This is a genomic window from Roseivivax sp. GX 12232 (assembly GCF_021272185.1).
Taxonomy (GTDB): Bacteria; Pseudomonadota; Alphaproteobacteria; order Rhodobacterales; family Rhodobacteraceae; genus Roseivivax.
This window is the reverse complement of sequence record NZ_JAJSEC010000002.1, coordinates 67722-93118: the sequence shown is the minus strand read 5'-3', so window position 1 is coordinate 93118 and position 25397 is coordinate 67722. Positions and strand designations below refer to the sequence as shown.

At 68.4% G+C, this 25397-nt stretch carries 24 protein-coding genes and 1 tRNA gene; 13 read left to right on the top strand and 12 right to left on the bottom strand.

The window, feature by feature from the left end; all coding sequences use genetic code 11:
* Positions 1-380 precede the first annotated feature (380 nt).
* The 3 genes from LR948_RS04390 to fabD form a co-directional block, all read right to left on the bottom strand.
* Positions 381-614 carry an acyl carrier protein gene (locus LR948_RS04390; RefSeq protein WP_232752737.1) on the bottom strand — a complete coding sequence of 78 codons (234 nt, stop codon included), beginning with the start codon at positions 612-614 and terminating at the stop codon, positions 381-383.
* Positions 615-808: 194 nt separating this feature from the next.
* Positions 809-1546 (bottom strand): 3-oxoacyl-ACP reductase FabG, encoded by a 738-nt coding sequence (gene fabG / locus LR948_RS04385; RefSeq protein ID WP_232752736.1) that lies wholly within the window; start codon positions 1544-1546, stop codon positions 809-811.
* A gap of 44 nt (positions 1547-1590) precedes the next feature.
* Entirely contained in the window at positions 1591-2523 is a 933-nt protein-coding gene (gene fabD, locus LR948_RS04380) for an ACP S-malonyltransferase (protein ID WP_232752735.1), read from the bottom strand.
* Positions 2524-2712: 189 nt separating this feature from the next.
* Between fabD and LR948_RS04375 the strand changes: the two genes are divergently transcribed.
* The gene (locus tag LR948_RS04375) at positions 2713-3954 is read left to right on the top strand and encodes a cytochrome b/b6 domain-containing protein (RefSeq protein WP_232752734.1); all 1242 of its coding nucleotides are present in this window, start codon (positions 2713-2715) and stop codon (positions 3952-3954) included.
* A 477-nt stretch (positions 3955-4431) separates the two neighbouring features.
* Here the strand turns inward: LR948_RS04375 and LR948_RS04370 are convergent, their stop codons facing one another.
* Positions 4432-5025 (bottom strand): YceI family protein, encoded by a 594-nt coding sequence (locus tag LR948_RS04370; protein ID WP_232752732.1) that lies wholly within the window; start codon positions 5023-5025, stop codon positions 4432-4434.
* 717 nt (positions 5026-5742) lie between these two features.
* Here LR948_RS04370 and rpsF point away from each other — a divergent pair.
* Genes rpsF through rplI form a run of 3 tightly spaced genes read left to right on the top strand, consistent with a single transcriptional unit; the run spans position 5743 to position 6998 of the window.
* Positions 5743-6099 carry a 30S ribosomal protein S6 gene (gene rpsF, locus LR948_RS04365; RefSeq protein WP_232752731.1) on the top strand — a complete coding sequence of 119 codons (357 nt, stop codon included), beginning with the start codon at positions 5743-5745 and terminating at the stop codon, positions 6097-6099.
* 25 nt (positions 6100-6124) lie between these two features.
* Entirely contained in the window at positions 6125-6352 is a 228-nt protein-coding gene (rpsR, locus tag LR948_RS04360; protein WP_232752730.1) for a 30S ribosomal protein S18, read from the top strand.
* Between the two features lie 10 nt (positions 6353-6362).
* Entirely contained in the window at positions 6363-6998 is a 636-nt protein-coding gene (gene rplI / locus LR948_RS04355) for a 50S ribosomal protein L9 (protein WP_232752729.1), read from the top strand.
* 548 nt (positions 6999-7546) lie between these two features.
* On the opposite strand, the gene LR948_RS04350 is transcribed toward rplI, so the two are convergent.
* The 3 genes from LR948_RS04350 to LR948_RS04340 form a co-directional block, all read right to left on the bottom strand.
* Complete coding sequence (locus LR948_RS04350) at positions 7547-9520, bottom strand: bifunctional 2',3'-cyclic-nucleotide 2'-phosphodiesterase/3'-nucleotidase (protein ID WP_232752728.1); 1974 nt, start codon at positions 9518-9520, stop codon at positions 7547-7549.
* Positions 9521-9889: 369 nt separating this feature from the next.
* Positions 9890-11221, bottom strand: a complete 1332-nt coding sequence (tig, locus tag LR948_RS04345; protein ID WP_232752727.1) for a trigger factor — start codon at positions 11219-11221, stop codon at positions 9890-9892.
* 24 nt (positions 11222-11245) lie between these two features.
* Positions 11246-11330 (bottom strand) — tRNA-Leu (locus LR948_RS04340).
* Positions 11331-11535: 205 nt separating this feature from the next.
* Here LR948_RS04340 and LR948_RS04335 point away from each other — a divergent pair.
* Positions 11536-12000: a Hint domain-containing protein gene (locus tag LR948_RS04335; protein WP_232753170.1), complete on the top strand. Its 465-nt coding sequence runs from the start codon at positions 11536-11538 to the stop codon at positions 11998-12000.
* 170 nt (positions 12001-12170) lie between these two features.
* On the opposite strand, the gene LR948_RS04330 is transcribed toward LR948_RS04335, so the two are convergent.
* Positions 12171-13847 (bottom strand): NAD(P)H-hydrate dehydratase, encoded by a 1677-nt coding sequence (locus LR948_RS04330; protein WP_232752726.1) that lies wholly within the window; start codon positions 13845-13847, stop codon positions 12171-12173.
* Positions 13848-14015: 168 nt separating this feature from the next.
* Between LR948_RS04330 and LR948_RS04325 the strand changes: the two genes are divergently transcribed.
* From LR948_RS04325 to LR948_RS04305, 5 genes are all read left to right on the top strand, one after another.
* Complete coding sequence (locus LR948_RS04325) at positions 14016-14354, top strand: P-II family nitrogen regulator (protein ID WP_232752725.1); 339 nt, start codon at positions 14016-14018, stop codon at positions 14352-14354.
* Positions 14355-14400: 46 nt separating this feature from the next.
* Positions 14401-15807 carry a type I glutamate--ammonia ligase gene (gene glnA, locus LR948_RS04320; protein ID WP_232752723.1) on the top strand — a complete coding sequence of 469 codons (1407 nt, stop codon included), beginning with the start codon at positions 14401-14403 and terminating at the stop codon, positions 15805-15807.
* A gap of 361 nt (positions 15808-16168) precedes the next feature.
* Entirely contained in the window at positions 16169-16957 is a 789-nt protein-coding gene (locus LR948_RS04315; protein WP_232752722.1) for a hypothetical protein, read from the top strand.
* A 115-nt stretch (positions 16958-17072) separates the two neighbouring features.
* Positions 17073-17888, top strand: coding sequence for a lytic transglycosylase domain-containing protein (locus LR948_RS04310; RefSeq protein ID WP_232752721.1), 816 nt, complete (start codon positions 17073-17075; stop codon positions 17886-17888).
* 128 nt (positions 17889-18016) lie between these two features.
* Complete coding sequence (locus LR948_RS04305) at positions 18017-18862, top strand: hypothetical protein (protein ID WP_232752720.1); 846 nt, start codon at positions 18017-18019, stop codon at positions 18860-18862.
* Here the strand turns inward: LR948_RS04305 and LR948_RS04300 are convergent.
* The 3 genes from LR948_RS04300 to LR948_RS04290 form a co-directional block, all read right to left on the bottom strand.
* On the bottom strand, positions 18827-19678 hold the full coding sequence (locus LR948_RS04300) for a DUF3445 domain-containing protein (protein ID WP_232752719.1): 852 nt from the start codon (positions 19676-19678) through the stop codon (positions 18827-18829). The two genes, LR948_RS04305 and LR948_RS04300, sit on opposite strands and share 36 nt — an antisense overlap.
* The gene (locus LR948_RS04295; RefSeq protein ID WP_232752718.1) at positions 19675-20274 is read right to left on the bottom strand and encodes a biotin transporter BioY; all 600 of its coding nucleotides are present in this window, start codon (positions 20272-20274) and stop codon (positions 19675-19677) included. The genes LR948_RS04300 and LR948_RS04295 overlap by 4 nt, the downstream gene beginning before the upstream one ends.
* Positions 20275-20347: 73 nt before the next feature.
* Positions 20348-20812, bottom strand: coding sequence for a DUF6314 family protein (locus LR948_RS04290; RefSeq protein WP_232752717.1), 465 nt, complete (start codon positions 20810-20812; stop codon positions 20348-20350).
* Between the two features lie 86 nt (positions 20813-20898).
* Between LR948_RS04290 and purB the strand changes: the two genes are divergently transcribed.
* The 3 genes from purB (at position 20899) to LR948_RS04275 (ending at position 24399) form a co-directional block, all read left to right on the top strand.
* Positions 20899-22206: an adenylosuccinate lyase gene (gene purB, locus LR948_RS04285; protein WP_232752716.1), complete on the top strand. Its 1308-nt coding sequence runs from the start codon at positions 20899-20901 to the stop codon at positions 22204-22206.
* 870 nt (positions 22207-23076) lie between these two features.
* On the top strand, positions 23077-23229 hold the full coding sequence (locus tag LR948_RS04280; RefSeq protein WP_232752715.1) for an adenylosuccinate lyase: 153 nt from the start codon (positions 23077-23079) through the stop codon (positions 23227-23229).
* A 153-nt stretch (positions 23230-23382) separates the two neighbouring features.
* Complete coding sequence (locus tag LR948_RS04275) at positions 23383-24399, top strand: lysophospholipid acyltransferase family protein (RefSeq protein WP_232752714.1); 1017 nt, start codon at positions 23383-23385, stop codon at positions 24397-24399.
* A gap of 248 nt (positions 24400-24647) precedes the next feature.
* On the opposite strand, the gene LR948_RS04270 is transcribed toward LR948_RS04275, so the two are convergent.
* Positions 24648-25352, bottom strand: coding sequence for a thioredoxin family protein (locus LR948_RS04270; protein WP_232752713.1), 705 nt, complete (start codon positions 25350-25352; stop codon positions 24648-24650).
* Positions 25353-25397: the final 45 nt, after the last annotated feature.

Below are 25397 nucleotides of genomic sequence, written 5' to 3'. Positions count from 1 at the left end.
GGCCTTGATCGCATCAGAGGGCGCGCGCCGGACCGGGGGCCGGCGCTGCCGACCTCCGGGCTATGCGCTTTATGTCTGCAAGGTCATTGCTGGATGTGGGCTAGGCACGCCATCCAAAGGAGCGCCGGCCCAAGGGGCCGGTCCGGCGCGCGCCCGGCACCTTCGGTGCTGTTCGGGCGCAAGGGGGCGCGAGGGTTTTTTGCGTCGTGGCGCAGTGTGAGCCGAGGGAGCGGGCCGGTTCGCCCTTTCCCAGCTGTCTGGTCGCCAAGGCAGCAAGCGGACCCCACCTTGTCCGAGACCCCGCCGAGCCCCCACCCCCAAAACAAAACGGCGCCCGAACCCGGACGCCGTTTCAGAATTCAATGCGGTGCAGGAGACGCTCAGGCGGCGTCCTTGATGAACTTCACCGCGTCGCCGAAGGTCTGGATGGTCTCGGCCGCGTCGTCCGGAATCTCGATGCCGAACTCCTCTTCGAAGGCCATGACCAGCTCGACGGTGTCGAGGCTGTCCGCGCCCAGGTCGTCGATGAACGAGGCGTTCTCGGTCACTTTCTCTTCCTCGACGCCAAGATGCTCGACCACAATCTTGCGCACGCGATCTTCGATGTCGCTCATTTCCTATTCCTCATCGTTTTCCGGGCGACTTGGCCCAATGTGCCCCGCGCAGGTCGCGCAGTGCGGTTGCCCCTATTCCGGGGCGTTTCACGGGTTCTCGGGCCCGGATCCTGTCCCGGCTCCAAACTGCGTGCGCCTATAGCACAGCACGATGGCATGGCAAACGCTTTCCGGGCCGCGCGTCAAGCCTTGGCTCAGAGCATCGCCATGCCGCCGTTGACGTGCAGTGTCGTCCCGGTCACGTAGCCCGCGCCGGGGCTGGCCAGGAACAGAACGCCCGCGGCGATCTCCTCGGGGCTGCCCATGCGGCCCATGGGAATCTGCTCCATGATCTGGGATTTCTGGTCGTCGTTGAGCTTCTCGGTCATCGCCGTCTCGATGAAGCCGGGGGCCACGGCGTTCACGGTGATGCCGCGGGTCGCGACCTCATAGGCGAGGCTCTTCGACATGCCGACCATGCCCGCCTTGGCGGCGGCATAGTTCGCCTGGCCGGGGTTGCCGGTGGCGCCCACGATCGAGGAGATGTTCACGATCCGGCCCCAGCGCGCCTTCATCATGCCCCGCATCACGCCCTTGCAGAGCCGGAAGGTCGAGGTGAGGTTCACGTCCAGGACGCTCTGCCATTCCTCGTCCGACATCCGCATGAAGATGTTGTCGCGGGTGATGCCGGCGTTGTTCACCAGGATGTCGACGCTGCCCATGGCCTCACTGGCCTGTTTCGGCAGGGCGGCGACCGCCTCGGCGTCCGAGAGGTTGCAGGGCAGCACGAAGGCGCGCTCGCCCAGCTCGCCCGCCAGCTCCTGCAGCGGCGCCTCGCGGGTGCCCGAAAGCCCCACCTGGGCGCCGGCGCCGTGCAGCGCCCGCGCGATGGCGCCGCCGATGCCGCCCGAGGCACCGGTGATGAGCGCGGATTTTCCCGTCAGATCGAACATGTCTGGCCTTTCCTGTTGAGAGCCTGATGTGGTAGGCGCGCCGCTCAGCCGGCGCGCGCCGCCTCGACGTCGGCGGGGGTGCCGATGTTGCGGGTCGCGGCCTCGCGGCTGATGCGCTTGACCATGCCCGAGAGCGCCTTGCCCGCGCCGACCTCCCAGAAGTCGTCGACGCCCTGCCCGGCCATCCAGGCGACGCTTTCGCGCCAGCGCACGGCGCCGGTCACCTGCTCGACCAGGAGCGCGCGGATACGGTCGGGCTCGCTCACCGCCTCGGCGGAGACATTGGCCACCAGCGGCACCGCGGGGGCCGAGATGTTCACCTTGCCCAGGGCCTCTTCCATGACCGCGGCGGCCGGGGTCATCAGCGCCGAGTGGAAGGGCGCCGAGACCGGCAGCATCAGCGCCCGCTTGGCGCCTTTCTCCTTGGCCAGCGCCGCGGCGCGTTCCACCGCGGCCTTCTCGCCCGAGATCACCACCTGCGCGGGGTCGTTGTCGTTGGCGGCCTGGCAGACCGCGCCCTCGGCGGCCTCCTCGGCCAGCGCCCGCACCGCCTCGATGTCGAGGCCCAGGATCGCCGCCATGGCGCCCTCGCCCACCGGCACGGCCTCCTGCATGGCGCGGCCGCGGGTCCGCAGAAGCTGCGCGCAATCGGTGATGCTCAGCGCCCCGGCGGCGGCCAGCGCGGAATATTCGCCCAGCGAATGGCCCGCGACATAGGCCGCATCGGTGATCTTCAGGCCCTCGGCCTCGAGCGCGCGCATCGCCGCCAGCGAGGTCGCCATGAGCGCCGGCTGGGCGTTCTCGGTCAGGGTGAGCTTGTCGGCCTCGCCCTCCCAGATCAGAGTGCTCAGCTTCTCGCCGAGCGCGGCGTCGACCTCGTCGAAGACCGCCCGCGCGGCGGGATAGGCCTCGGCCAGCTCGCGGCCCATTCCGATGGACTGGCTGCCCTGACCGGGAAAGATGAATGCTCGGCTCATGGTGTCCACTGCTCCCAAGTTGCGCCCCTCCGGGCTGCGGCATTGTCGCGCGGGTGTAGCGGCGCGGGCGCGATGACGCAACGGCGCGCGCATCGGCTGTGCGTCCGGGCGCGATTGCGAAGCGCGCCGGACCCGCTAGGTCTGCACCTGCATGTCACACCGCTGACCCGAGGACAAAGGCCCCGCGTGATGCCCGCCACCAATTCCGAGACCCGCTACGGCTGGGTCGCCAAGAGCTTTCACTGGATCGTCGCCTTCGGCATGATCGCCAATATCGCGCTGGGGCTTCTGGCCGACTGGCTGCCGATGGGCGACGCCAGCGAGATCGCCCGCAAGACCACCGCCTTCTCGATCCACAAGACGCTGGGGCTGGTGGTGCTCTTCACCGCCATCCTGCGCATCCTCTGGGCGCTCTCGCAGCCCAAGCCCGCGCCCCTGCACCCCGAGCGCCGGGCCGAGCATTTCGCCGCCGAGGCCGCGCATTGGCTGCTCTACGGCTCGATCGTGCTGATCCCTTTGAGCGGCTGGCTGCACCATGCCGCGACCGAAGGCTTTGCGCTGATCTGGTGGCCTTTCGGGCAGTCCCTGCCCTTCGTGCCGAAGTCCGAGGCGCTGGCCAGCACCTTCGGCAGCCTGCACTACATCCTGAACCTGGTGCTCTGGGTGACGCTGGCGGCGCATGTGCTGGGGGCGCTGAAGCACCATTTCCTCGACCGCGACCGCACGCTGGCGCGGATGCTGCCGGGCCGGACCGAGGCGGGCGCCCCGCGCCGGGCCCGGGCCCATGCGCTGCCCGCCTTTGCCGCGCTAACCGTCTGGGCGGTGGCGCTTGGCGGCGGCGGAGCCGCGGGCTGGTTCTCGCCCGCCCCGGCGGGGGCCGGGGCCTCGGAGCTCGCCGAGGTCGAGTCGGACTGGCAGGTGCAGGAGGGCTCGCTCGCCATCGCCATCGTGCAGAACGGCCAGGAGGTCGAGGGCCAGTTCGCCGACTGGACCGCCGAGATCGACTTCACCGAGGGCGTGGCCCCGGGCGTCTGGGGCGATGTGCGCGTCGAGGTGGCGATCGGCTCTCTGAGCCTCGGGGGCGTGACCCAGCAGGCCAAGGGCGCGGATTTCCTCGCCGCCGAGGCGCATCCCACCGCGGTCTTCGCGGCCGAGATCCACAAGGTCGCCGACGGCTACGAGGCGCGCGGCGACCTGACGATCCGCGAGACCACGGTGCCGGTGACCCTGCCCTTCGCCATGCGGCTCGAGGGCGACCGCGCGGAGATGGAGGGCCGGCTGACCCTCGACCGCCGCGACTTCGGTGTCGGCGACAACATCTCCGACCCCGGGCAGCTCGAGTTCGCCGTGGAGGTGCGGGTGAAGCTGACGGCGCTGCGTGGCGGTGAGGCGCCCGAGGCGGCGGCGGAGACCTCGGCCTCGGAGGGCTGAGGGCGCGGGGTTCGACGCCAGCGTATAGGACACGCAGAGAGAAAGACGCGGCTCCCTCGGGGCCGCGTCTTTTGTTTGGGCCGCTGTGGTGGCTGGCGCGGAGGTGCACCCCGAGGGCTGTGGCGTGGGCGGTGAGCGCGTGCCCGGTGTGGTGGGGCCGTTGGGGGCTCCTGCAAGGCAGATACTTCAGTGCGGGCGCTGTGAGGCGCTCAGGTGCATGCCATGGTGGAGGCGTGAGCGAGGGGCGTGCCCAGCGTGTCTGGACAGCTCGCCCGGCAGTTCCAAACCCCAAGGGCCCAACCCATTCCACGCGTGGCGCAACGGCCTACCCAGCACGCAGGCGCTCCATACACGCGGCTCCTGTCCGCAGCCCCTCCGCTCCCCCAGCACCACCCCTCACGCCCCCACCCCGCACAAAAGAAAACGTGCCCGGCCACTCAGGACCGGGCGCGTTTCTCAGCGCATTATTGCCCGCGCTTACTGGGCTTCGGCGGAGTCGCTGCCGGCCTTCTGGGCTTCGATCGAGATGAAGACCTCGACCTCGTCCGAAACGTAGGGCGCGAACATGCCGACCTCGAAGTCCGAGCGCAGCAGCGTGGTGGAGGCGTTGAAGCCGACCCAGGGGGCGTTCTCCATGGGGTGGTCCATCTGCTGGGTCATCGTGGCGTCCAGCACGACCTCCTGGGTCACGCCGTTCATGGTCAGATCGCCGGTGATGTTGGCGGTGTTCTCGCCGGTCACCTCGATGCCGGTCGAGGAGAAGGTGACCATGTCACCTTCCTCGGCACCGAAGAAGTCGTCCGACATGAAGTGCTGGAAGCGCTCTTCCCAGCCGGTCAGCATCGAGCGCACCGGGAAGGCGACCTCGACCGAGGAGTTCGCCGGGTCTTCCGCGTCGAACATGATCGTGCCGTCAAAGCCCGAGAACATGCCGTAGGTCGTCGAGAAGCCGAGGTGGTTGTAGTTGAACACGACCTGGCTGTGGCTCGGGTCGAGGGTCCATTCCTCGGGCGCGGCGAAGGCGGCAAGGGGCAGCGTCGCAAGTGCGGCGGCATAGGCGAAGGTCTTCATCCGGGTCTCTCCATGATTTCGGATAATATCGACGTGGAGGTAGAGATGGCAGCAAGAGCGCCGGGGCCAAGGGGGGCGCGGCTCACAGACCCTGTTGAGAAACACACAGCCCAGCCCTGCGGGCCGCGCATGCCGGGTCGAGACGCGGGGATGTGCCGGGATGGGCGCGGATATGCTGAAATTTTAGGCACTTAGCGAACGAGAGGGGGTTGTGCGGGGTGGTTCAGCGAGCCGGGAGAGGTGTGCGAAGCGCGGCGGGCTGGCCGATGTGCCGGGGGTCTTGGGGTGGCTGAGACGATGCCGCTCAGACAGACGCGCGAGAGGCGTCACTTGCGTTCAGCAGCGCCTCGAATTGCCGATAGCCCGACACCTGCCACCCGCCGTCTCCGTCGAGCGCGCCTCCCGTCCGGTCGGCGCCGCACTCCGTGTCGCCGCGCCCAACGGACCCAGACCATCGGGACCTGCCGGCACCCCACGCCCGGCACCGCCCTGCCTCGCCCGAAACAACACCCTGTCCGGCACCGCTCCGCGTCACGCCCACACCACGCCCTGCCCGGCCCCACCGCGCCGCCCGCGCCCCCTTGCGTCACGGGCCCATGGGTGTATATGGGGCGCTCCTTTCGCATGGACGAAACCCGTGCGCAGCCTCTCGTGGACAGGGGCGAAAGGACCCTAGCCCTGTCCTATGAAATGCGCCTGAACATGAACGGAGACCACATGCCGCTGTACGAGCATGTCTTTATCGCGCGTCAGGACCTTTCCAACGCGCAGGCCGAAGGTCTGATCGAACACTTCTCCACCGTCCTCGGCGACAATGGCGGCAGCCTTGTCGAAAGCGAGTACTGGGGCGTGAAGACCCTGGCCTACAAGATCAACAAGAACCGCAAGGGCCACTACGCCTTCCTGCGCACCGACGCCCCCGCGACGGCCGTGCAGGAGATGGAGCGCCTGATGCGCCTGCATGACGACGTGATGCGCGTGATGACCATCAAGGTCGACGTGCACGGCGAAGGCCCGTCGATCCAGATGCAGAAGAAAGACGAGCGTGACAACCGTCGCGACCGCCGCAACTGATCGCCTGAGAGAAAGGACGTAAACCATGGCTGCAAAACCGTTTTTCCGCCGCCGCAAGGTCTGCCCGTTCTCCGGCGAGAACGCGCCGAAGATCGACTACAAGGACACCAAGCTGCTGCAGCGCTACATCTCCGAGCGTGGCAAGATCGTGCCCTCGCGCATCACCGCCGTGAGCTCCAAGAAGCAGCGTGAGCTGGCCCGCGCCATCAAGCGCGCGCGGTTCCTGGCGCTTCTGCCCTACGCCGTGAAGTAAGGAGAGAGAGATGCAAGTCATTCTGCTCGAACGCGTGGCCAAGCTGGGCCAGATGGGCGATGTCGTCGACGTCAAGCCCGGCTACGCGCGCAACTACCTCCTGCTTCAGGGCAAGGCCCTGACCGCCTCGCAGGAGAACATCGCCCGCTTCGAGGCCGAGAAGGCCCATCTCGAGGCGCAGAACCTCGAGACCAAGAAAGAGGCCGAAGCGGTCGGCGACAAGCTGGGCGGCCAGCAGTTCGTCGTGATTCGCCAGGCCTCCGACGGCGGCAACCTCTACGGCTCCGTGACCACCCGCGACGCGGCGCTGGTCTGCAAGGAAGAGGGCTTCGAGGTCGACCGCAAGCAGGTCATCATCCGCGAGCCGATCAAGGAGCTGGGCCTGCACGAGGTCGAGCTGCACCTGCACCCCGAGGTGATGATCACCATCACGCTGAACGTCGCGCGCTCGCCCGAAGAGGCCGAGCTGCAGGCTTCGGGCAAGACCATCCAGGACGCGGCCGCCGAGGAAGAAGCGCAGGCGGAGTTCGAGATCTCCGAGCTCTTCGACGACATCGGCGCGGCACAGCTCGACGATGGCGACGAGGGCGACAGCCCGCGCGGCGCCGAAGCCGAGACCTCGGACGAGGAAGACACCCAGGCCTGAGGCTTCGGGCGTTTGGTGAAAGAATTGACCGCGGGGGGCGCGCCTTCCCGCGGTTTTTTTTGTGCTGGGGGTGTGGGGGTTAGTGAGCGCCTTTGCGGTGTTCTCCGGTGCAAGGTGCCGTGGGCGGTTTCAGCCTTCAGCAGCGCCTCACACAGGCGCTCCCTTCGATTTCGACGCGACACGCCCTTCTTGCGCCCGAATAGCACCGAAGGTGCCGGGCGCGCGCCGGACCGGCCCCTTGGGCCGGCGCTCCTTGGGGTGGCGTTCTTAGTTCGTCGTTAGCCCTGACCTTATTGGGATAAAGCGCCTCGCTCGGAGGGCAGCAGCGCCGGCCCCCGGTCCGGCGCGCGCCCTCTGTTGGGGCGGGTGGCGCGGTTTCTCGGTGCTGAAGGGCCGCGTCGTTCTTCGGCTGCCCAGACCGACACCCGCCCACAAACCCCAGCGCAGGACCGCCCTCCAACACCGCCCAGCAAAATGGGCGGCCCACCACAGGCCGCCCTCCATCCATCACCTAAAGACCAGGGCACACCCCGGCCCCCGCACCCCGCTCAGAGCGAGATGCGGAACCGCTGGAAGCCCTCGACGACCTCGGCGGTCTCCTCGATCTCGACGCCCTTCACGTCGCCCACGTATTGCGCCGCCGCAGGGCCGGTGTCGAACAAGACCGTCGTCTCCGGCATCGGCGCGAAGGTCCAGTTGGCATCCGCCGCGGGCGAGATCGTGCCCTGGTCGACGATGTAGCGGACGATCACGTCGCGGTTGGTGTCCGGCGCCTCGAAGACCGTGGTCTCCGGGCTGGCACCGGGGAAGCTGCCGCCGCCACCCGCGCGGTAGTTGTTGGTCGCCACGATGAACTCCTGCCCGGGATCGATCGGCGCGCCCTCGAACTCCAGGTTCACGATCCGGTTGGCCTCGGGGTTCACCACATTGCCGTCGCGGTCGAACTTCGAGGGCTGCGAGAGGTCGATCTGGTAGGTGACCCCATCCATCACGTCGAAGTTGTAGGAGGGGAAATCGGGGTTCAACAGCGTCGCATCCGTGGCCCCGGGCTCGATCTGGTTGAACATCCCCGCGGAACGCTCGAGCCAGTCCTTCACCTGCGCGCCGGTGATCTTCACCGCGCGGACGGTGTTGGGATAGAGGTATAGGTCCGCCACGTTCTTGATCGCCACGTCGCCCTTGGGCACATCGGTGTAATACTCCGGCCCGCCCCGGCCGCCGGCCTTGAAAGGCGCCGCCGCCGAGAGGATCGGCAGCCCCTCGTGCGCGGTGCCCTGCATCATCTGGCGCACGTACCAGAGCTGCGCGTTGGAGACGATCTGCACCGAGGGGTCATCCGCCACCAGCGCGAAATAGGAATAGAGCGGCGCCTCGGTCTTGCCCACGGCGCGGCGCACATAGGCCAGCGTCGCCTCGTGTTCCGCCTCGACGCTCTCGAGCACCGCGTCGACGCTTTCGACCAGCGGGGTGATCTTGCGGTCCTCGCCGCGCTCGTAGATCGGCCGTGTGGCGCTTTCGGTCGAGACCACGCGCCATTCCCCGCCCTCGCGGGACAGCATCAGGTCGATCACGCCGAGGTGGCTGCCCCAGTAGCCGCCCATGACCGCGGGCTTGCCCTCGATGGTGCCGGCGCCAAGGTCGGTGCCCGCGAAACCCTCGTAGTCGGGCGAGGGGAAGACCAGGTGGCTGTGGCCGGTCATCAGCCCGTCGATGCCCGAAACCCGGGCGAGCGGCACCGCTGCGTTCTCCATGCCTTCCTCGTGCTCGGCCGCGCCGATGCCCGAATGGCTGAGCGCGATGATGATATCGGCGCCCTCCTCGCGCATCTGCGGCACGTAAGCCTCGGCGGTGGCGACGATGTCGCGGGCCTGGACGCTGCCCTCGAGGTGCTGGCGGTCCCAGTTCATGATCTGCGGCGGCACGAAGCCGATCACGCCGACGCGCAGCGGATGGGTCTCGCCCGCGCCGTCGGTGACCTCGCGGTCGAGGATCACGTAGGGTTTGACCAGGGTGGTGTCCTTGGTCGGATCGCCGCCCTTCTCCTTGACCACATTGGCCGAGACCACCGGGAAATCGGTGCCCGCGAGCGACTTCATCAGGAAGTCGAGCCCGTAGTTGAACTCGTGGTTGCCGAGCGTGGAGGCGTCGAATCCCAGCGTGTTCATCGCCGAGATCACCGGGTGCATGTCACCCTCCTTCATGCCGCGCTCATAGGCGATGTAATCGCCCATCGGGTTGCCCTGGAGGAAGTCGCCGTTGTCGAGCAAGAGGCTGTTGGTGGCCTCGGCGCGGATCGCCTCGACATGGGCCGCGGTGCGGGCGAGGCCCATCGTGTCGACCTCGCGGTCGCCGTAGTAGTCATAGGGGAAGACATGGACGTGCAGGTCCGTGGTCTCCATCAGGCGCAGGTGCACCTGCCCGGCCTGGGCGCGGGCGGAATAGGGATGCAGAAGGGTCAGCGCGGCAGCGGAAGTGCCGGTGGCGAGAAATCCGCGGCGCGAGAGGGAAAATCGGCTGGTCATGGGATCGCTCCTCTAAATGGGGGTCAGCGCAGGCCCATCTGAAGCCGAGACGCGTGACGAGACAATGAAAATCCGTCGGAGCCGCACCCGACGTCAGGCGGGGGGCGCAGGGGGACGCTGTCGCGGGAGCTGGGAGTGGGAGGCTTGGGTATGGTGTGGCGCGGGCTCCGCCGGGCGTGCGGCGCGGGGAGGCCGGGCGCGGCGGGCCAAGCGCAGCACCGCAAATAGCGGACCTTGGGGTCTTCAGGCAAAAAGCGCTGACCCTGACTGCGCCAGCCCGAGGGCCCTGCGCCCTGCCCTTGCCCTCAAAAAATAAACGCCGCGGAGCCCTGGGGCTCCGCGGCGCACGGCGCGCTCATGCGGCGCGGATCACTCGTCGTCGAGCTTCTCGACCTCTTTCTGGAGGTCTTCCTTGGAGATCTCCTTCTCGGTGACTTCCGCCTGCTCGGCGATGTGGTCGATGACCTTGTCCTCGAAGATCGGCGCGCGCATCTGCTGCTGCATCTGCGGGTTCTGGCGCACGAAGTCGAAGAAGGCGCGCTCCTGGCCCGGATACTGGCGGGCCTGGTTCATGATCGCCTGGGTCATCTCGGCATCGGTCACCTGGACCTCGGCCTTCTGGCCCAGCTCGGCGAGCAGGAGGCCCAGGCGCACGCGGCGCTCGGCGAGCTTGATCTGCTCGTCGCTGGGCTCGATCTCGCCGTGGTCATGGCCCTGGTGCTCGGGGTTTTCCTCGTGCCAGAGCTGATGCGCGATCTGCTTGGCCTCGGCGTCGACGAGGCTCGGCGGCAGGTCGAACTGCACCTGGTCGTCGAGCGCATCGAGCACCTGGCGCTTCATCACCTGGCGCGCGGCGCCTTCGTATTCGGCCTCGAGCCGCTCGCGGATCTGGCCTTTCAGCGCCTCGAGGTCCTCGGCACCGTATTTCTGCGCCAGCTCGTCGTTGATCTCGGCGGCGACGGGCTTCTTCACGGCCTTCACGGTCACGTCGAAGACCGCCGGCTTGCCGGCCAGGTTCTCGGCGCCGTATTCCTCGGGGAAGGTGACCTCGACCGAGGTCTCATCGCCTTCCTTCACGCCCACGAGCTGCTCTTCGAAGCCCGGGATGAAGGAGTTCGAGCCCAGGACCAGCGGGTAGTCCTCGGCGGCGCCGCCTTCGAAGGGCTCGCCGTCGACCTTGCCCAGGAAGTCGATGACCACCTGGTCGCCGTCCTTGGCCTTGGTGCCCTTCTTGCGGTCCTCGAAGTTCTGCGCGCTCTCGGCGAGGTTCGCCAGCGCCTCGTCGACATCGGCGTCCTGCGCCTTGGCGACCAGCTTCTCGAGCTTCAGACCGGCGAGATCGACCTCGGGGACGTCGGGAAGCTTCTCGTACTTCATCTCGACCTTGACGTCGTCGCCCTCTTGCCAGTCCTCGTTGGTCATCTTGACCTCGGGCTGCATCGCGGGACGGTCGCCGCTGTCCTCGAAATGCTGGTTCATGGCGCCGTCGACGGCTTCCTGCATCGACTCGCCCAGGAGCCGCTGGCCGAACTGCTTCTTCAGGAGCGCCATCGGCACCTTGCCCTTGCGGAAGCCCTTCATCTCGATCTCGGGCTGCGCCTCGGCGAGCTTCTCGTTGACCTTGGCCTCAAGTTCATCGGCCGTCACGGTGATCGCATATTCGCGCTTCAGGCCTTCGTTCAGGGTCTCGGTGACCTGCATCTCGGTGTCCTTTTCCTCATCCTCTGGTGCGGGTGGAGGGACTTGAACCCCCACGCCTCGCGGCGCCAGAACCTAAATCTGGTGCGTCTACCAATTCCGCCACACCCGCCAATACCGGGACGGGGCCGAGCGGCGCCCGACCCCTGATCGGGGTGGTCTCTAGCAAAGCGCGAAACCGGATGCGAGAGGAAAAATGGGCTCAGAAAAAGCGCGACTTTAACCGCTTGTTGCCATATTCTGCCGAACAATAAGAGGCAGGAACAAGCAGGGTAGCGCCCATGGAACCGAAAACGGTCCGGCGCGCAGGCGGGGACGTGGTCCCCTTGCGCCATTTTTCTCGTGACGACATGCCGAACGCGCTTCTGGCGGGCACCCGGGTGCTGACGCTCGAAGGCGAGATGCCGGTGGAATACCTCTCCCCCGGCGACCGGATCATCACCCGCGACCGCGGCATGGTCACGCTGGACGACCTGCGGATCATGCGCGGAAAGGTGCCGGTGATCACCATTCGCGCCGGCAGCCTGGGCCATATGCGCCCCGAGGCGGACGCCGATCTGCCGGCCAGCCAGGAGGTGCTGATCCGCGACTGGCGCGCGCAGGCGCTCTACGGGCGCGCCCGCGCCATGGTGCCCGCCGAACGGCTGGTCGACGGGGAGTTCATCCGCCCCGCGGGCCTGCGGGAGGTGACGCTGGTGGCGCTGGTCTTCTCGGAGCCGCATGTGATCTACGCCGAAGGGCTGGAGCTGGCCGCCGCCGTGCGGGAGACGAGCGCGACCTAAGACTGCGCGCGGCAGATGCTTCGGCTAAAGTTGGCGTGCCGTGACGGAGGGTGCATCGGGTTTCGTTGTGACGGGCGGTGCATCCAGTTTCGAAGCCTGATGACGGGTGGCTGAGCGTAGTTGAGCGCGCCCGCCAACACCCCGGACAGCCGCCCCACTCCGCCGTGCATTCACTCCACCGCCGCCAGCACCTCCGGCAGTTTCTCCGCGAGATCCTCTGCGATCATCCCCGGCCCCGCCGCGCGCGCGCAGGCCACATGCAGCGCCGCACCCTGAGAAGCCGCCTCCAGCGGCGCCAGCCCGCGCGCCAGGAGCCCCAGGATCAGCCCGCTCAAGACGTCCCCCGCACCCGCCGTGGCCAGCCAGGGCACCGCGCGCGCCCCGAAAGAGGCCACGACCCGCGCCGTCCCGTCGGGCGCGGCCACCACCGTGTCGGGGCCTTTCAGAAGCACCACCGCGCCGGATCGTGCGGCGGCCATCTGCGCGGCCTCGATCTTGGAGAAGGCCGGGCCGCGCGGCGCCTCGCCTGAAAGACGCGCCGCGAGGTCGGGGAACAGCCGCGCGAACTCGCCGCCATGCGGGGTCAGCACGGCGCCATCGTGCAGGGCCGCGAAGAGCTGGTCGGGCGCCTCCTCGAAGGCGGTCAGCGCATCGGCGTCGAGCACCACCGCCCGGCCAGGGGCCAGCGCCTCGGGCACCAACTCTGCCGCGCGGGAGAGGCCGAGCCCCGGTCCGAGGCAGAGCGCCGAAAGCCGCGGATCGGCCAGCGCATCGGCGAGGTCCGGCGCGTCGTCGATCCGGCGCAGCATCAGCGCGGTGATCTGGGCGGCGATCTCGGCCTGGGCATTGCCCGGGGCTCCGAGGCTCACCAGCCCCGCCCCGACTCGCAGCGCCGCCCGTGCGGCCAGCCGCGCCGCGCCGCTTTTGCCGAATCCGCCCGAGAGCACCAGCGCATGGCCGTGGTCGTATTTGTGCCCGGCAAGCTTCAGGACCGAGCGCCCCGGCGCGGAGATCGCGCGCACCGCGCCCGGGTGAGCCGGTTTGGAGTCGGCACCGCCCGCGGGGCCGTCACCGGCGTGCGCCTGCTTGGGGTGCACGCCGTCTGTGCGCTCCAAAGCTGACTCAGCCGAACGTGGCTCGACACCGGCCACCTCAGCCCGCGCCTCCAACCCGATGTCGACCACCCGCAGCGCGACTTGCCGGGACGCCAGCGGCGCGAGCAGGTGGCCGCGCTTCGGGCGGTGGCAGGTCACGGTCAGATCGACGGGCAAGTCATGCGCCGCGCCCTCGGGACCGAGCAGCCGCCCGCTCTCGGCGCAGAAGCCGCTGGGCAGGTCCACCGCGACGCGAAAAGCCCCCGGCAGGGCCGAGCGCCCCAGCGCCTCGGACAATTCCCCCGCCACCGGGCGGTTGAGGCCGATGCCGAAGACCGCGTCGATCACCAGGTGACAGGGCGCCCCGCGTTGCGCGGCGACATTGCCGGGGGTCAAGGACTCCACCGCGCCACCCATCTCCTGCCAGGCCAGGGCCGCGGCGCGGGCGTCGGGCGGCATGGCCTCGGGCGTCGCCATGGCCAGGACGCGCACATCCCAGCCCTCATGCGCGAGACGCCGCGCCATGACGAAGCCGTCGCCGCCGTTGTTGCCCGGCCCGGCCAGGACCAGCGCGGCATGGGGCGCGCGGGCAAGATCGGGGCGCTCGGCGAATATCGCCGCGATGGCCCCCTGCCCCGCGCGCTCCATGAGCTCGGCGCCGCTGCCGTGCCCCGCCGCGATCCAGGCCGCCTCGGCGCCGCGCATCTCCTCGGCGCTGAGAACCGCGCCCCCGGGTCCGCTCTCTTGCCGCATTGCGCCTCCTCGCGATTCAAAACTGATGCTTTTTCGGGCATCCCGCCCATTTTTTCACCGCGTCCCGCCGCACATCCAGGCGCTTGCCGCTTTCTTCGGCAGCTGCAATTGTCCCGCCCCGGCGGACGTGGTCTGCAGCGTTCCAAACGGTTTGCGAGGAGGCAAGGCATGAAAAAGATCGAGGCGATCATCAAGCCTTTCAAACTCGACGAGGTGAAAGAGGCGCTCCAGGATGCGGGCATCCAGGGCCTCTCGGTCGTCGAGGTGAAAGGTTTCGGGCGGCAGAAGGGCCATACCGAGCTCTACCGCGGCGCGGAATACGTCGTGGATTTCCTGCCCAAGGTCAAAATCGAGGTTGTCCTCGAGGACGACCAGGTCGACGGCGCCATCGAGGCCATCGTCTCGGCCGCCAAGACCGACAAGATCGGCGACGGCAAGATCTTCGTGAGCCCCGTCGAGCAAGCCATCCGCATCCGGACCGGAGAGACCGGCGCCGACGCGCTGTAACTCCGGCCCCCGGCCAGACCCCATATCAAGAAAGGGAACTCAGGGAATGAGCAAGGACACCGTTCTCAAGCTGATGAAGGACGAGGACGTCGAGTATGTCGACATCCGCTTCACCGACCCGCGCGGCAAGCTGCAGCACGTCACGCTGATGCACGACCAGGTCGACGAGGATTTCCTCGACGAAGGTTTCATGTTCGACGGCTCCTCGATCGCCGGCTGGAAGTCGATCGAGGCTTCCGACATGAAGCTGATCCCCGACACCACCTCGGCCTATATCGACCCCTTCTACGCCGAGAAGACGCTCTGCCTGCATTGCACCGTGGTCGAGCCCGACACCGGCGAACCCTATGAGCGCGACCCGCGCGGCACCGCCGAGAAGGCCGAGGCCTACCTCAAGTCCTCGGGCATCGGTGACGCGGCCTACTTCGGCCCCGAAGCGGAGTTCTTCCTCTTCGACAACGTCAAGTTCTCCAACGCGATGAACAAGGTCTCCTACGAGGTCGACGCGCTCGACGCCTCCTGGAACACCGACAGCGACTACGAGATGGGCAACATGGGCCACCGCCCGGGCGTCAAGGGCGGCTACTTCCCGGTGAACCCGGTCGACCACGGCCAGGACATCCGTTCGGAAATGCTCTCGACCATGAAGCGCATGGGCATGAAGGTCGACAAGCACCACCACGAGGTGGCGTCCTGCCAGCACGAGCTGGGCCTGATCTTCTCCTCGCTGACCGACCAGGGCGACCAGCTACAGAAGTACAAGTACGTCATCCACAACGTGGCGGACGCCTACGGCAAGTCGGCGACCTTCATGCCGAAGCCGATCTACGGCGACAACGGCACCGGCATGCACGTCAACATGTCGATCTGGAAGGATGGCAAGCCGCTCTTCGCGGGCGACAAATACGCTGACCTCAGCCAGGAGGCGCTCTACTTCATCGGCGGCATCCTGAAGCACGCCAAGACGCTGAACGCCTTCACCAACCCCTCGACCAACTCCTACAAGCGCCTGATCCCGGGCTTCGAAGCCCCCGTGCTGCGCGCCTATTCGGCCCGCAACCGCTCGGGCTGCGTGCGGATCCCCTGGACCGAGAGCCCCAAGGCCAAGCGCGTCGAGGCCCGCTTCCCCGACCCCTCGGCGAACCCCTACCTGTGCTTCGCCGCGCTCCTGATGGCCGGTCTCGACGGCATCAAGAACAAGATCGACCCGGGCGAGGCGATGGACAAGAACCTCTACGACCTGCCGGCCGAAGAGCTCGAGGGCATCCCGACCGTCTGTGGCTCGCTGCGCGAGGCGCTGGACGCGCTGAAGGCCGATCACGCCTTCCTGCTGGCCGGTGACGTCTTCACCAAGGACCAGATCGACGGCTACATCGACCTGAAGATGGAAGAGCTCGAGCTTTACGAGCACACCCCCCATCCGGTCGAATTCCAGCTCTACTACAGCTGCTAAGGCCTTCCGAGGGACAGGAAGACCGGTTTGGGCGCCCTTCGGGGCGCCCTTTCCTTTTGGGGTTTTGCCTGCCTGGTCCCGGGTGTCCGGGGCCTCTGCCACACCGGCCCGCGCGCCCCGCCGCCATCGCCCTGATTCCGCTACAATTTTATGTAGAACGCCCCGCCACGACACACGTGGGCCCCTGGAAATGCGCCCAAAGCGTGGCAAATTGCGCGGATCGCGGCGGGATTGTGGCGCCGCAAAAGCGGCTTTGCAGCATTTTACCGAAGCCGCCGCAATAATTTCCAGATCAGCACCAAAACCCACCCTTATTCCCCATCACCCTATCCTTTGGGACAGAATGTCTTGGGGACCGACAATGAAATGTCAGGCGAAACTCGTCTTCGAAGCGGAGGCGGAATTTCCGATCGACGAGCTGGGCAGAAGCCTGGCGGTGGCGATCGGCCAGCAGGGCCTCGGCCCGTCAGAGATCGAGGCGCGCTCGAGCGGCCTTGAAGCCAGCGCCGGGGCGCATGCGATCACGCTGGACATCCAGCGCGACGCGACCGCGACCTACCTGGTGATCGGCGTCTTCCGGCCCGGGCCCGAGGCCCAGCCGGTCAAGAAGCTCCTGGCCGGGATTACCCGCACCTTCGCGCTGAACCAGGCGCCGGGCTCGGTGGTCTGGCTCGAAACCGAGGTGCCGCTGCCACGGGACGCCTTCCTCGAAGCCTTCGCGCCCGATGCCGCGCCCTGCCGCCCGGTGCGCCCGCGCCGCGTCGATCATGCCGAGGTGCCCATGGAGCCGCGGCATGCCCTGCCCGAGATCGCCAATACCGGCGCCCCGCCGCGCGCGCTGCGCGCCGACGCCCATGTCCGCGCCTACGAGAAACACCTGCGCGAGGTGCTGCGCCGCCCCGCCACGCCCGAGGAACTGGAAGAGCTGCGCGAGGCCGCGGGCATCCAGCCGACCACGGTGCGGCTCTCGACCTGGGCGATGTCGCTGGCGGTGGCCTCGATCTCGCTGCCGGTCGCCGCGCCGGTCATCGTGCACAACCTGGTCAAGGGCGAGGACTTCCGCTTCGCCTCGCTGGCCATGGGGCTGAGCGGGCTCTTCGTGGCGCTCGACACCACCGGGGCCATGGCCGACATCGTGACGAACCTCTAGGCGCGAGGCCCCGGGCCCGCGCCCCGGCGTTTGCTCTGCCGCAGAGTCACCTTTGTCTTGCGCGCATTCGAGGCTAGGCTCCTGCGGCAGTCATTTCGCCGGAACGAGGACATCCATGCAACGTCGCATTTCCCTGGCCGTCGTCGGCCTGACCGCCGCGCTTGGCGCGGCCCTTGCCGCGGGCAGCGCCAGCGCGGCCTCTTGTTCGAACACCTCTTCGGGCTTCGAGGCCTGGAAGGCCGATTTCGCCCGCCAGGCCTCGGCCGCTGGCGTCGGGCAGCGCGGCCTCGAGGCACTGTCGAACACGCGTTATTCGCAGTCCACCATCAGCGCCGACCGCAACCAGAAGAGCTTTCGCTACTCGCTCGACAAGTTCATGGAGATCCGCGGATCGGCGACCATCGTGCGCCAGGGCCGCGACCGCAAGGCGCGCAACGCCAATTTCTACGCCTCGCTGGAACGCGCCTACGGGGTGCCCGCGGGCGTGCTGATCGCGATCCACGGCATGGAGACCGGCTTCGGCCGCTTCATGGGCGACAGCGAGGTGGTCTCGGCGATCACCACCCTGGCCTTCGACTGCCGCCGCTCGGAGTTCTTCAAGCCGCATGCCCTGGGCGCGCTGAAGCTGGTCGACCGCGGCTCGATCACCCGCCAGACCCGCGGCGCCAAGCACGGAGAACTGGGCCACACCCAGTTCCTGCCCGGCAATGCCTTGCGCTACGGGGTCGACGGCAACGGCGACGGCCGGGTCGATTTCTACAATGAAACCGATGCCCTGGCCTCGACCGCGAACTTCCTGCGCCAGAAAGGCTGGCGCCCGGGCCAGGGCTACCAGCAGGGCCAGCCGAATTTCCGGGTGATCGAGGCCTGGAACGCGGCCACGGTCTACCAGCAGGCCATCGCGATCATGGCGCGGCAGATCGACGGCTGAGCGGGATGCCGCCGGGGGTCGGACCCGGGGCCGAAATTGCGCAGAACTGTGCGTCTTTGGCCCAAGTTTGACCCCAATGTCCGGCTAGCTTGGGCACAGGTCGGGACTCGCCCGACAAACCAGAATTCGTGAGCCTCATCTTGCGCCCTTATGCTGCCATCGCCATCGCCCATGCCGTCAGTGTCGAGCAGGATCGGTTCCTGCGTCTCGTGGCCCAGAGCCTTGCCCGCCAGGACATGGCGGGCGGCGGCGAGCCCAAGGTCTCGCTGAAGCACGGGGCGGTCGCCTCGGACCGGCTGATCGTGAAGCTGACCACCCAGGTCTCGCCCGGCGCGGGCGGCCGCATCGTCTTCCGCATCGCCCCGCGCGCCAATGCCGAGGCGCTGCCCATGGACCGCACCGTCGAGATCCTCTCGGACATCGTGCTGAAGGCGCTGCAGCGGGTGGACGCGCGGCACGTCGAATGGCTCGACCCGCGCACCAAGCTCTCGCCCGAGGAGTTCCAGATTTCCTGCTCCTACGTCTCGCCGAAGCGGCAGCGCCGCGAGATGGCCGAGACGCCCGAGAGCACCCAGTCGACCGAGGACATCGAGAAGAGCCTGGCGCGGATGTTCGAGGACATTCCCGTGGTCAGCGAGCCCGGCCACGGCGAGGAACGCCAGGCCGAGGTCGCCCGCCGCCGCGCCGCCGCGCGCCGCGACATCGAGGCCCGCGCGCCCCAGGTCTTCGACGAGGACCAGGTCGACGAGTTCCAGGATGCCGATTTTGCCCGGATCGCCGCGATTGCCGAGAAGGCCGAGGCCCGCGAGGCCGAAGAGGCGGGCGAAGCCCCGCGCCGCCGCTCGCTCCTGCGGAGCCTCGCCGCGGCGCTGCCGCTTCGGACCTTCGGCCATATGCTGGCCCTGGGCGGTGTCGCGGTGGTGTTCTGGAAGAACGGGCTATTCGACCCGCTTCTGAACATCATCGGCAGCTGATCCCGGCCCCTCGGGCACATCCTCCGCCGCCAGCATGTAGGTATGGATCGAAAAGACCACCGCGCGGGTCTTCGGCAGCCGACGCAGCACCTGCCGCTCGGTGCGCAGGTAGGCCGCGCGCTCGGGCGCCCATTTTGGCCGCGCGGCGGGCGGGCCCGGCTGATGCAGCGTCGGATCGTCGTGCCAGAGCACGTTGAAGCGCCAGATCGGCAACCCGGGGCGCAGCCCGTCGAACATCCGCTGCACCCGGCGCGCGACGCCTTCGTCGTATTCCGGCACCGGCGCGTGGATCGCCACCAGCGGGCGCATGAATTTCTCCGAGAGCCGCCAGCGCGCGGGAAAGCACAGCGTCGCGGCGGTCAGGACGTGTTCCTCCGCCCCCTCGGTTTTTTCAAGAATGCAGAGGTCTTCCTGCACCAGGCGGCAGAGCGTTTCCATCGGGCGCGCTGGGTCGATCGCGACCACCACGCCGTCGGGCCGGGTGACCCGATCACCCGCCTGCGCGAAGCCCTCGGGCAGATCCGCCAGCACCTCGTCCAGCAGCTCCTGCGCGGCGGGCCGGGCGCCGGGATCGAGGGCCAGCACCACCTCGGGGCAGTCGGCCAAGAGCCGGTCGCGCAGGGCCATCTGGCCGGCATAGGCCTCGTCGGCGATGAGCCAGGGCGCATCGCCCAGAGGCCGCGTGCCCGGCAGCCGCGCGCCGGCGCCGGGGTCATAGGGCAGATGCCGCTGCAGGACCGGGGGGCCTTCCTCAAACGCAAACGGCGCGCCGGTCTCCCGGCGCGCCGCGTTCTGTCCGTCCTGTCTCACGCTCACCGGCGGGCGTCGCCGACCAGCTTCCAGACCAGCGGGAGAAGGCCCGCGGCCAGCGCCAGCTTCAGCGCGTCACCGATCAGGAAGGGCGTCAGGCCCCACTGCAGGATCGGCTTGTCCCAGCCGTAGAGCATGCCGAGCCAGACCAGGCCCGGGACGTAGATGATCACGTTGCCGAGCAGCATGGCGCCCGCCATCTTCGGCATCGAGCGGTCCCAGCCCGCGCGGGCCGCGACACCCAGCGCCAGCGTCGCCAGCACGTAGCCCACCAGGTAGCCGCCGGTGCCGCCCATCATGTAGGTGAGGCCGGCGCTTTCCGCGCTAGAACCCGCGAAGACGTCGAAGCCGAGCGCGCCGATGATCATGTAGCCCAGGATCGTCGCCAGGCCGAGGCGCGGGCCATAGGCGGCGCCCACGGTCAGCACCGCGAAGGTGCCCATGGTGATCGGCACGGGCCACATCGGCACCTTGATCTTGGCGGCAAGCGCCAGGAAGGCGATCCCCACGACCACCAAGGCGGCCTGTTTCGCCCGCAGAGCGGCACCTTCGGTGGCGCCGAACATCTCCACCAGCACGTTGCGGTTGAGCGCTTCCGTCATCGGGGTCTCCCTCGTGTCATTGAACCCTTCGGGACTTCATGCCGTGCCGCGGCGCGGCGCGCAACCCCGAAGCTCAGCGGCAGGATTTCTCGCGCACGTAGAGCGTGTCCATGCGGTAGTCCTTGCGCGGTCCGCGCACTTCCCAGGTCGCGCCCCAGATCGGCCAGTCGCCGAAATCATAGGTCACCTCGTAGCGGTCCTCGCCGCAGGGGTGCAGGTCGCAGGGGCGGCTTTCGCCGAGGCCCAGCTGGTGGAAGGGCCGCCCGTCCTCGAACAGCACCTCGATGCCGCGCGGGCCCGGACGCCAGCGGTAGCGGCGGCTGCCCTCGATCGGCGGCTGGCCGGGCATCGAGAGCGTCAGCACCTCGTGGTAGATCAGCCCGTCGCCCTCGGGGGCGAAGGTCAGGACGCCCTGCCCGTCGCTTTCCTGCCCGAGCTTGCGGTCGTAAATCTTTCTGCGGAACCGCCAGGCGCCAGTGAAATCATCGAGCTCTCGGGGCAGATCGGGCGCGGGGCGGGTCGAGAGGTGGATCGTCATGCGCGCCTCCCTTCCCTTGTCCAATGTGTGGGGTTCAGTCTAAGACCGCGCGCGATGCCGTTACAAGTCAGGAAAGGCTGCCCCGCATGATCCCTCGCTATTCCCGCCCCGACATGGTCGCGATCTGGGCGCCCGAGACGAAATTCCGCATCTGGTTCGAGATCGAGGCCCATGCCTGCGACGCCCAGGCCGCGCTGGGGGTGATCCCCAAGGCCAATGCCGAGGCGGTCTGGAAGGCCGACGGCGTCGACTTCGACGTCGCCCGCATCGACGAGATCGAGGCGGTGACCAAACATGACGTGATCGCCTTCCTCACCCATCTCTCCGAGATCGTGGGCGCCGACGAGGCGCGCTTCGTGCACCAGGGGATGACCTCTTCGGACGTGCTCGACACGACCTTCAACATCCAGCTGGTGCGCGCCGCCGACATCCTGATCGCCGATCTGGAGAAGCTTCTTGCCGCGCTCAAGACCCGCGCCTTCGAGCACCGCGAGACCGTCCGCATCGGGCGCAGCCACGGCATCCATGCCGAGCCCACCACCATGGGCCTGACCTTCGCGCGCTTCTACGCCGAGATGGACCGCAACCTCGCGCGCATGAAGACCGCCCGCGAGGAGGTGGCGACCGGCGCGATCTCGGGCGCGGTCGGCACCTTCGCCAATATCGACCCTTCGGTCGAGGAGCACGTCTGCGCCAAGCTCGGCCTCAAGCCCGAGCCGATCTCGACCCAGGTGATCCCGCGCGACCGCCACGCCGCCTTCTTCGCGGCCATGGGCGTCGTCGCCTCCTCGATCGAGAACATCGCCACCGAGATCCGCCACATGCAGCGCACCGAGGTGCTGGAGGCGGAGGAGTTCTTCTCCAAGGGCCAGAAGGGCTCTTCGGCGATGCCGCACAAGCGCAACCCGGTCCTGACCGAGAACCTCACCGGGCTGGCGCGGTTGGTGCGCATGGCGGTGGTGCCGGCGATGGAGAACGTGGCGCTCTGGCACGAGCGCGACATCTCGCATTCCTCGGTCGAGCGGAACATCGGGCCCGACACGACGGTGACGCTCGATTTCGCGCTGGCGCGGCTGACCGGGGTGATCGAGAACCTGGTCGTCTACCCCGAGACCATGCTGGCCAACATGCACAAGTTCCGCGGGCTGGTGATGTCCCAGCGGGTGCTCTTGGCGCTGACCCAGGCCGGGGTGAGCCGCGAGGACGCCTACCGCCTGGTGCAGCGCAACGCGATGAAGGTCTGGGAGGAAGGCGCGGACTTCAAGGAGGAGCTGCTGAAGGACGGCGAGGTGACCGCGGCGCTGAGCGCCGGCGAGATCGAGGAGAAGTTCGACCTCGGGTATCACACCAAGTACGTCGACACGATCTTCCAGCGGGTCTTCGGCGAGAGCTGAGGGGGCGGCGGTCCGGCACCTAAGGTCCTGTTCGGGCGCAAGGGGGCGGCTTGGCTCCGGCGTGGCGTCCAACTGAGAGGTGTGATCACCGCGCTGTCGCCTTGGACCGCCCCACCATCCTCTCCACCAGCTAGACAGAGGGCGCGCGCCGGACCGGGGGCCGGCGCTGCCGACGGCTGGGCTATACGCTTAATCCCAGCAAGGTCAGGAATAGCTGTGAGCTAGGCACGCCACCCCAAGGAGCGCCGGCCCAAGGGGCCGGTCCGGCGCGCGCCCGGCATCTTCGATGCTGTTCGGGCGCAAGGGGGAGGCTTACCCCCGGCATGGCGTCCAACCGAGAGGTCCGATAAACGCGCTGTCGCCTTGGACCACCCCACCACCCTCTCCACCAGCTAGACAGAGGGCGCGCGCCGGACCGGGGGCCGGCGCTGCTGACGGCTGGGCTATACTCTTTATCCCAACAAGGTCAGGGCTAGCGACAAGCTATGCACGCCACTCCGAGGAGCGCCGGCCCAAGGGGCCGGTCCGGCGCGCGCCCGGCATCTTCGATGCTGTTCGGGCGCAAGAGGGCGCCTTGGTTCCGGCGTGGCACCTTTGGTGCTGTTCGGGCGCAAGGGGGCGCGAGGGTGGTTGAGTTTGGCGGTGTTGCTGAGGCGGGGCGAGGTGAGGCCGCTTGAACGGCACCACGGAGCGCCGCGCTTCGAGCCGCCACCGACCGGCGATGCGCCCCGAGTCCATGGCCGCGCCCTGCCCCTCAGCGCCGCCACCACACCCCAAACCCCCAACCGCCCGTCTCCCGGCCAGATTCCCCGTTTTGACGTAACGTCAACCCGTGGTATCATCGCCCTATCCAGCATGGAGACAGAAGAGATGATCAAGACGGCATTCGCGGCTTTCGCCCTGACGGTCTGTTCCACCCTGACGGCCTATGCCGCCTGCGGACACGGACAGGCCAGCATCACCTGCGCCGAGGGCACCGTCTATGACGCAGCGAGTCAGAGTTGTAAGGTCGTGACCGGCTGATCCCGAGCGTAGGCTCTCTTATGTCAGGGCGGCCCAATTACGGGGCCGCCCTTTCTCATTGCGCGGAGGCCCGCGGGCCGGAACCGCGCCCCGCCACCTCCACCGACCACCCCGCCCTTGCCGCCTCCCCGGCGCGCCCCTAAGACGGGCGGGATGACCAAGCCCCCCGACCAGAGCCCCCAGAGCTCCGAGAGCCAACCCCGGACCGCGCCCGCCGAGCCGCCAGAGCTCGCGGAGCCCCTCGAGGGCAGCCGCGCCGACTGGATCACCGACCGCCTCTTGCGCGGGTTGATCGCGCTGGCGCTGCGGATCCCGCTCCGGGCGCGGCTGGCGCTCATGGGCGGCGTGGTCTCGCAGGTCGTGGCACCGCTGGCGGGCTACCGCGAGCGCGCCGAGGCCAACCTCGACTATGTCTGGCCCGACCTGCCCGCCGACCGCCGCCGCGAGATCGCGCGCGGCGCCGCGCGCAACGCCGGGCGCACCATGATCGAGAACTACGACGTCACCGGGCTGCGCGACCGCATGGCCGAGGCGCCGCTCTCGGGCGCGGGCCTCCCGGAGATCGAGGCCGCCCGCGCCGAGGGCCGGCCGGTGCTCTTCGTCACCGGGCATTACGGCAATTTCGAAGCCCCGCGCGCGGCGCTGGTGGCGCGGGGCTACCAGATCGGCGGGCTCTACCGGCCGATGACCAACCCCTTCTTCAACGCCCATTACGCGCGGAACATGCATGCCCTCTCGGGGCCGGTCTTCGAGCAGGGACGGCGCGGGACCATGGGGCTGATCCGGCACATCCGGCAGGGCGGCATGGGGGTGCTGCTCTTCGATGTCTACGACAGCTCGGGCGCGAAGATCGACTTTCTCGGCAAGCCCGCGCCGACGCTGACCTCCGCGGCGGAGATCGCGGTGAAGACCGGGGCCCTGCTGGTGCCCTTCTTCGGCATCCGCCAGCCCGACGGGGTGAGCTTCGCCTGCGTCTTCGAGGGCTCCATTCCCCACGGTGACCCGGTCGAGATGACCCGCGAGATGACCCGCCGTCTCGAGGCGCGGATCGAAGAGGACCCGGCGCAGTGGTTCTGGATCCACCGCCGCTGGAAGCCGCGCCGGCAGAGCAAGCAGGCGAAGAAACGCGCCCGCCGGGCGGCGGAAGCGGCGGCGAAGAAGGGCGGCTGAGAGCGCGGCTGTGGGCCTTGGAAGCGGGCAGCGCAAGCGCCGGTGACGTCAAAAGCTGACCCGAAAATGGATGCAGAGAAACCGCGCGGTCCGGCGATGACGTGTCGCGACGCTGACTAGCGCACATCATAAGGCACAACCGCGAAGCCCTCGGCCCCAGAGCACGCCCCGCGCACCCTGCCCCATCTTCATGGCAAAAATCGACCCTCAGCCGTCCGCGCAGCCCGCGCGACCCGCGCCCATTCCTCTTAGCGCAGCTCCGCCGCCGTCACGATCGGGCCGTAGCCCGGCGTCTGCGCCAGCACCACGATCGGGCTGTCGCCGCTCACCAGCACGTCGGCCTCGAACTCGCCCTCGCCGTCCCAGCGCGCGACCACGTCCCAATCGGTCACGATATGCGAATAGCTAAGCTTGTGGCCGGCGTTCTCGCCGCGGGCGATGGCGACCTGCGCCTTGGGGCGGTAGCGCACCAGGTGCAGCTCGAGCGGCCCGACCGGCGCATCGGCCGAGAGCGCGATGCTCAGCCGGTCGCCCTGGCGGTCGAGCGTCAGGTCCACCGGCGTGCCCTGCCCCTCTTCGCGGGCGATGAGCGCGGTCACATCCTTGGCGCGGTTGCCCACCACGTCATGGGTGCCGTCGATGATCATCTGCGGGGTGTAGATCGAACGACGGCCCGCGGCCTCGGCATAGCCCTTCTGGCGGGCGGTGAAGGCGGGCCGGGCAAAGCTGTCCTTCCAGCCGATGTAGTCCCAGTAATCGACGTGCAGCGCCAGCGCGATGACGCCCTCGCGGCCCGCCAGCTCGCTCAGGAGCGCATCGGCGGGCGGACAGGAGGAACAGCCCTGCGAGGTGTAAAGCTCGACCACCACCGGCGCGTCGCCGGCTTGGGCTGCTGCGCCTGTGGTAAGGCCCGCGGCCAGGACGGCCGCCCGCAAAAGGTCAGTGAGACGCATGCTTCCCCGCGATCTTCGAACCTTGAAAGGTCTACCGTCAGGCTG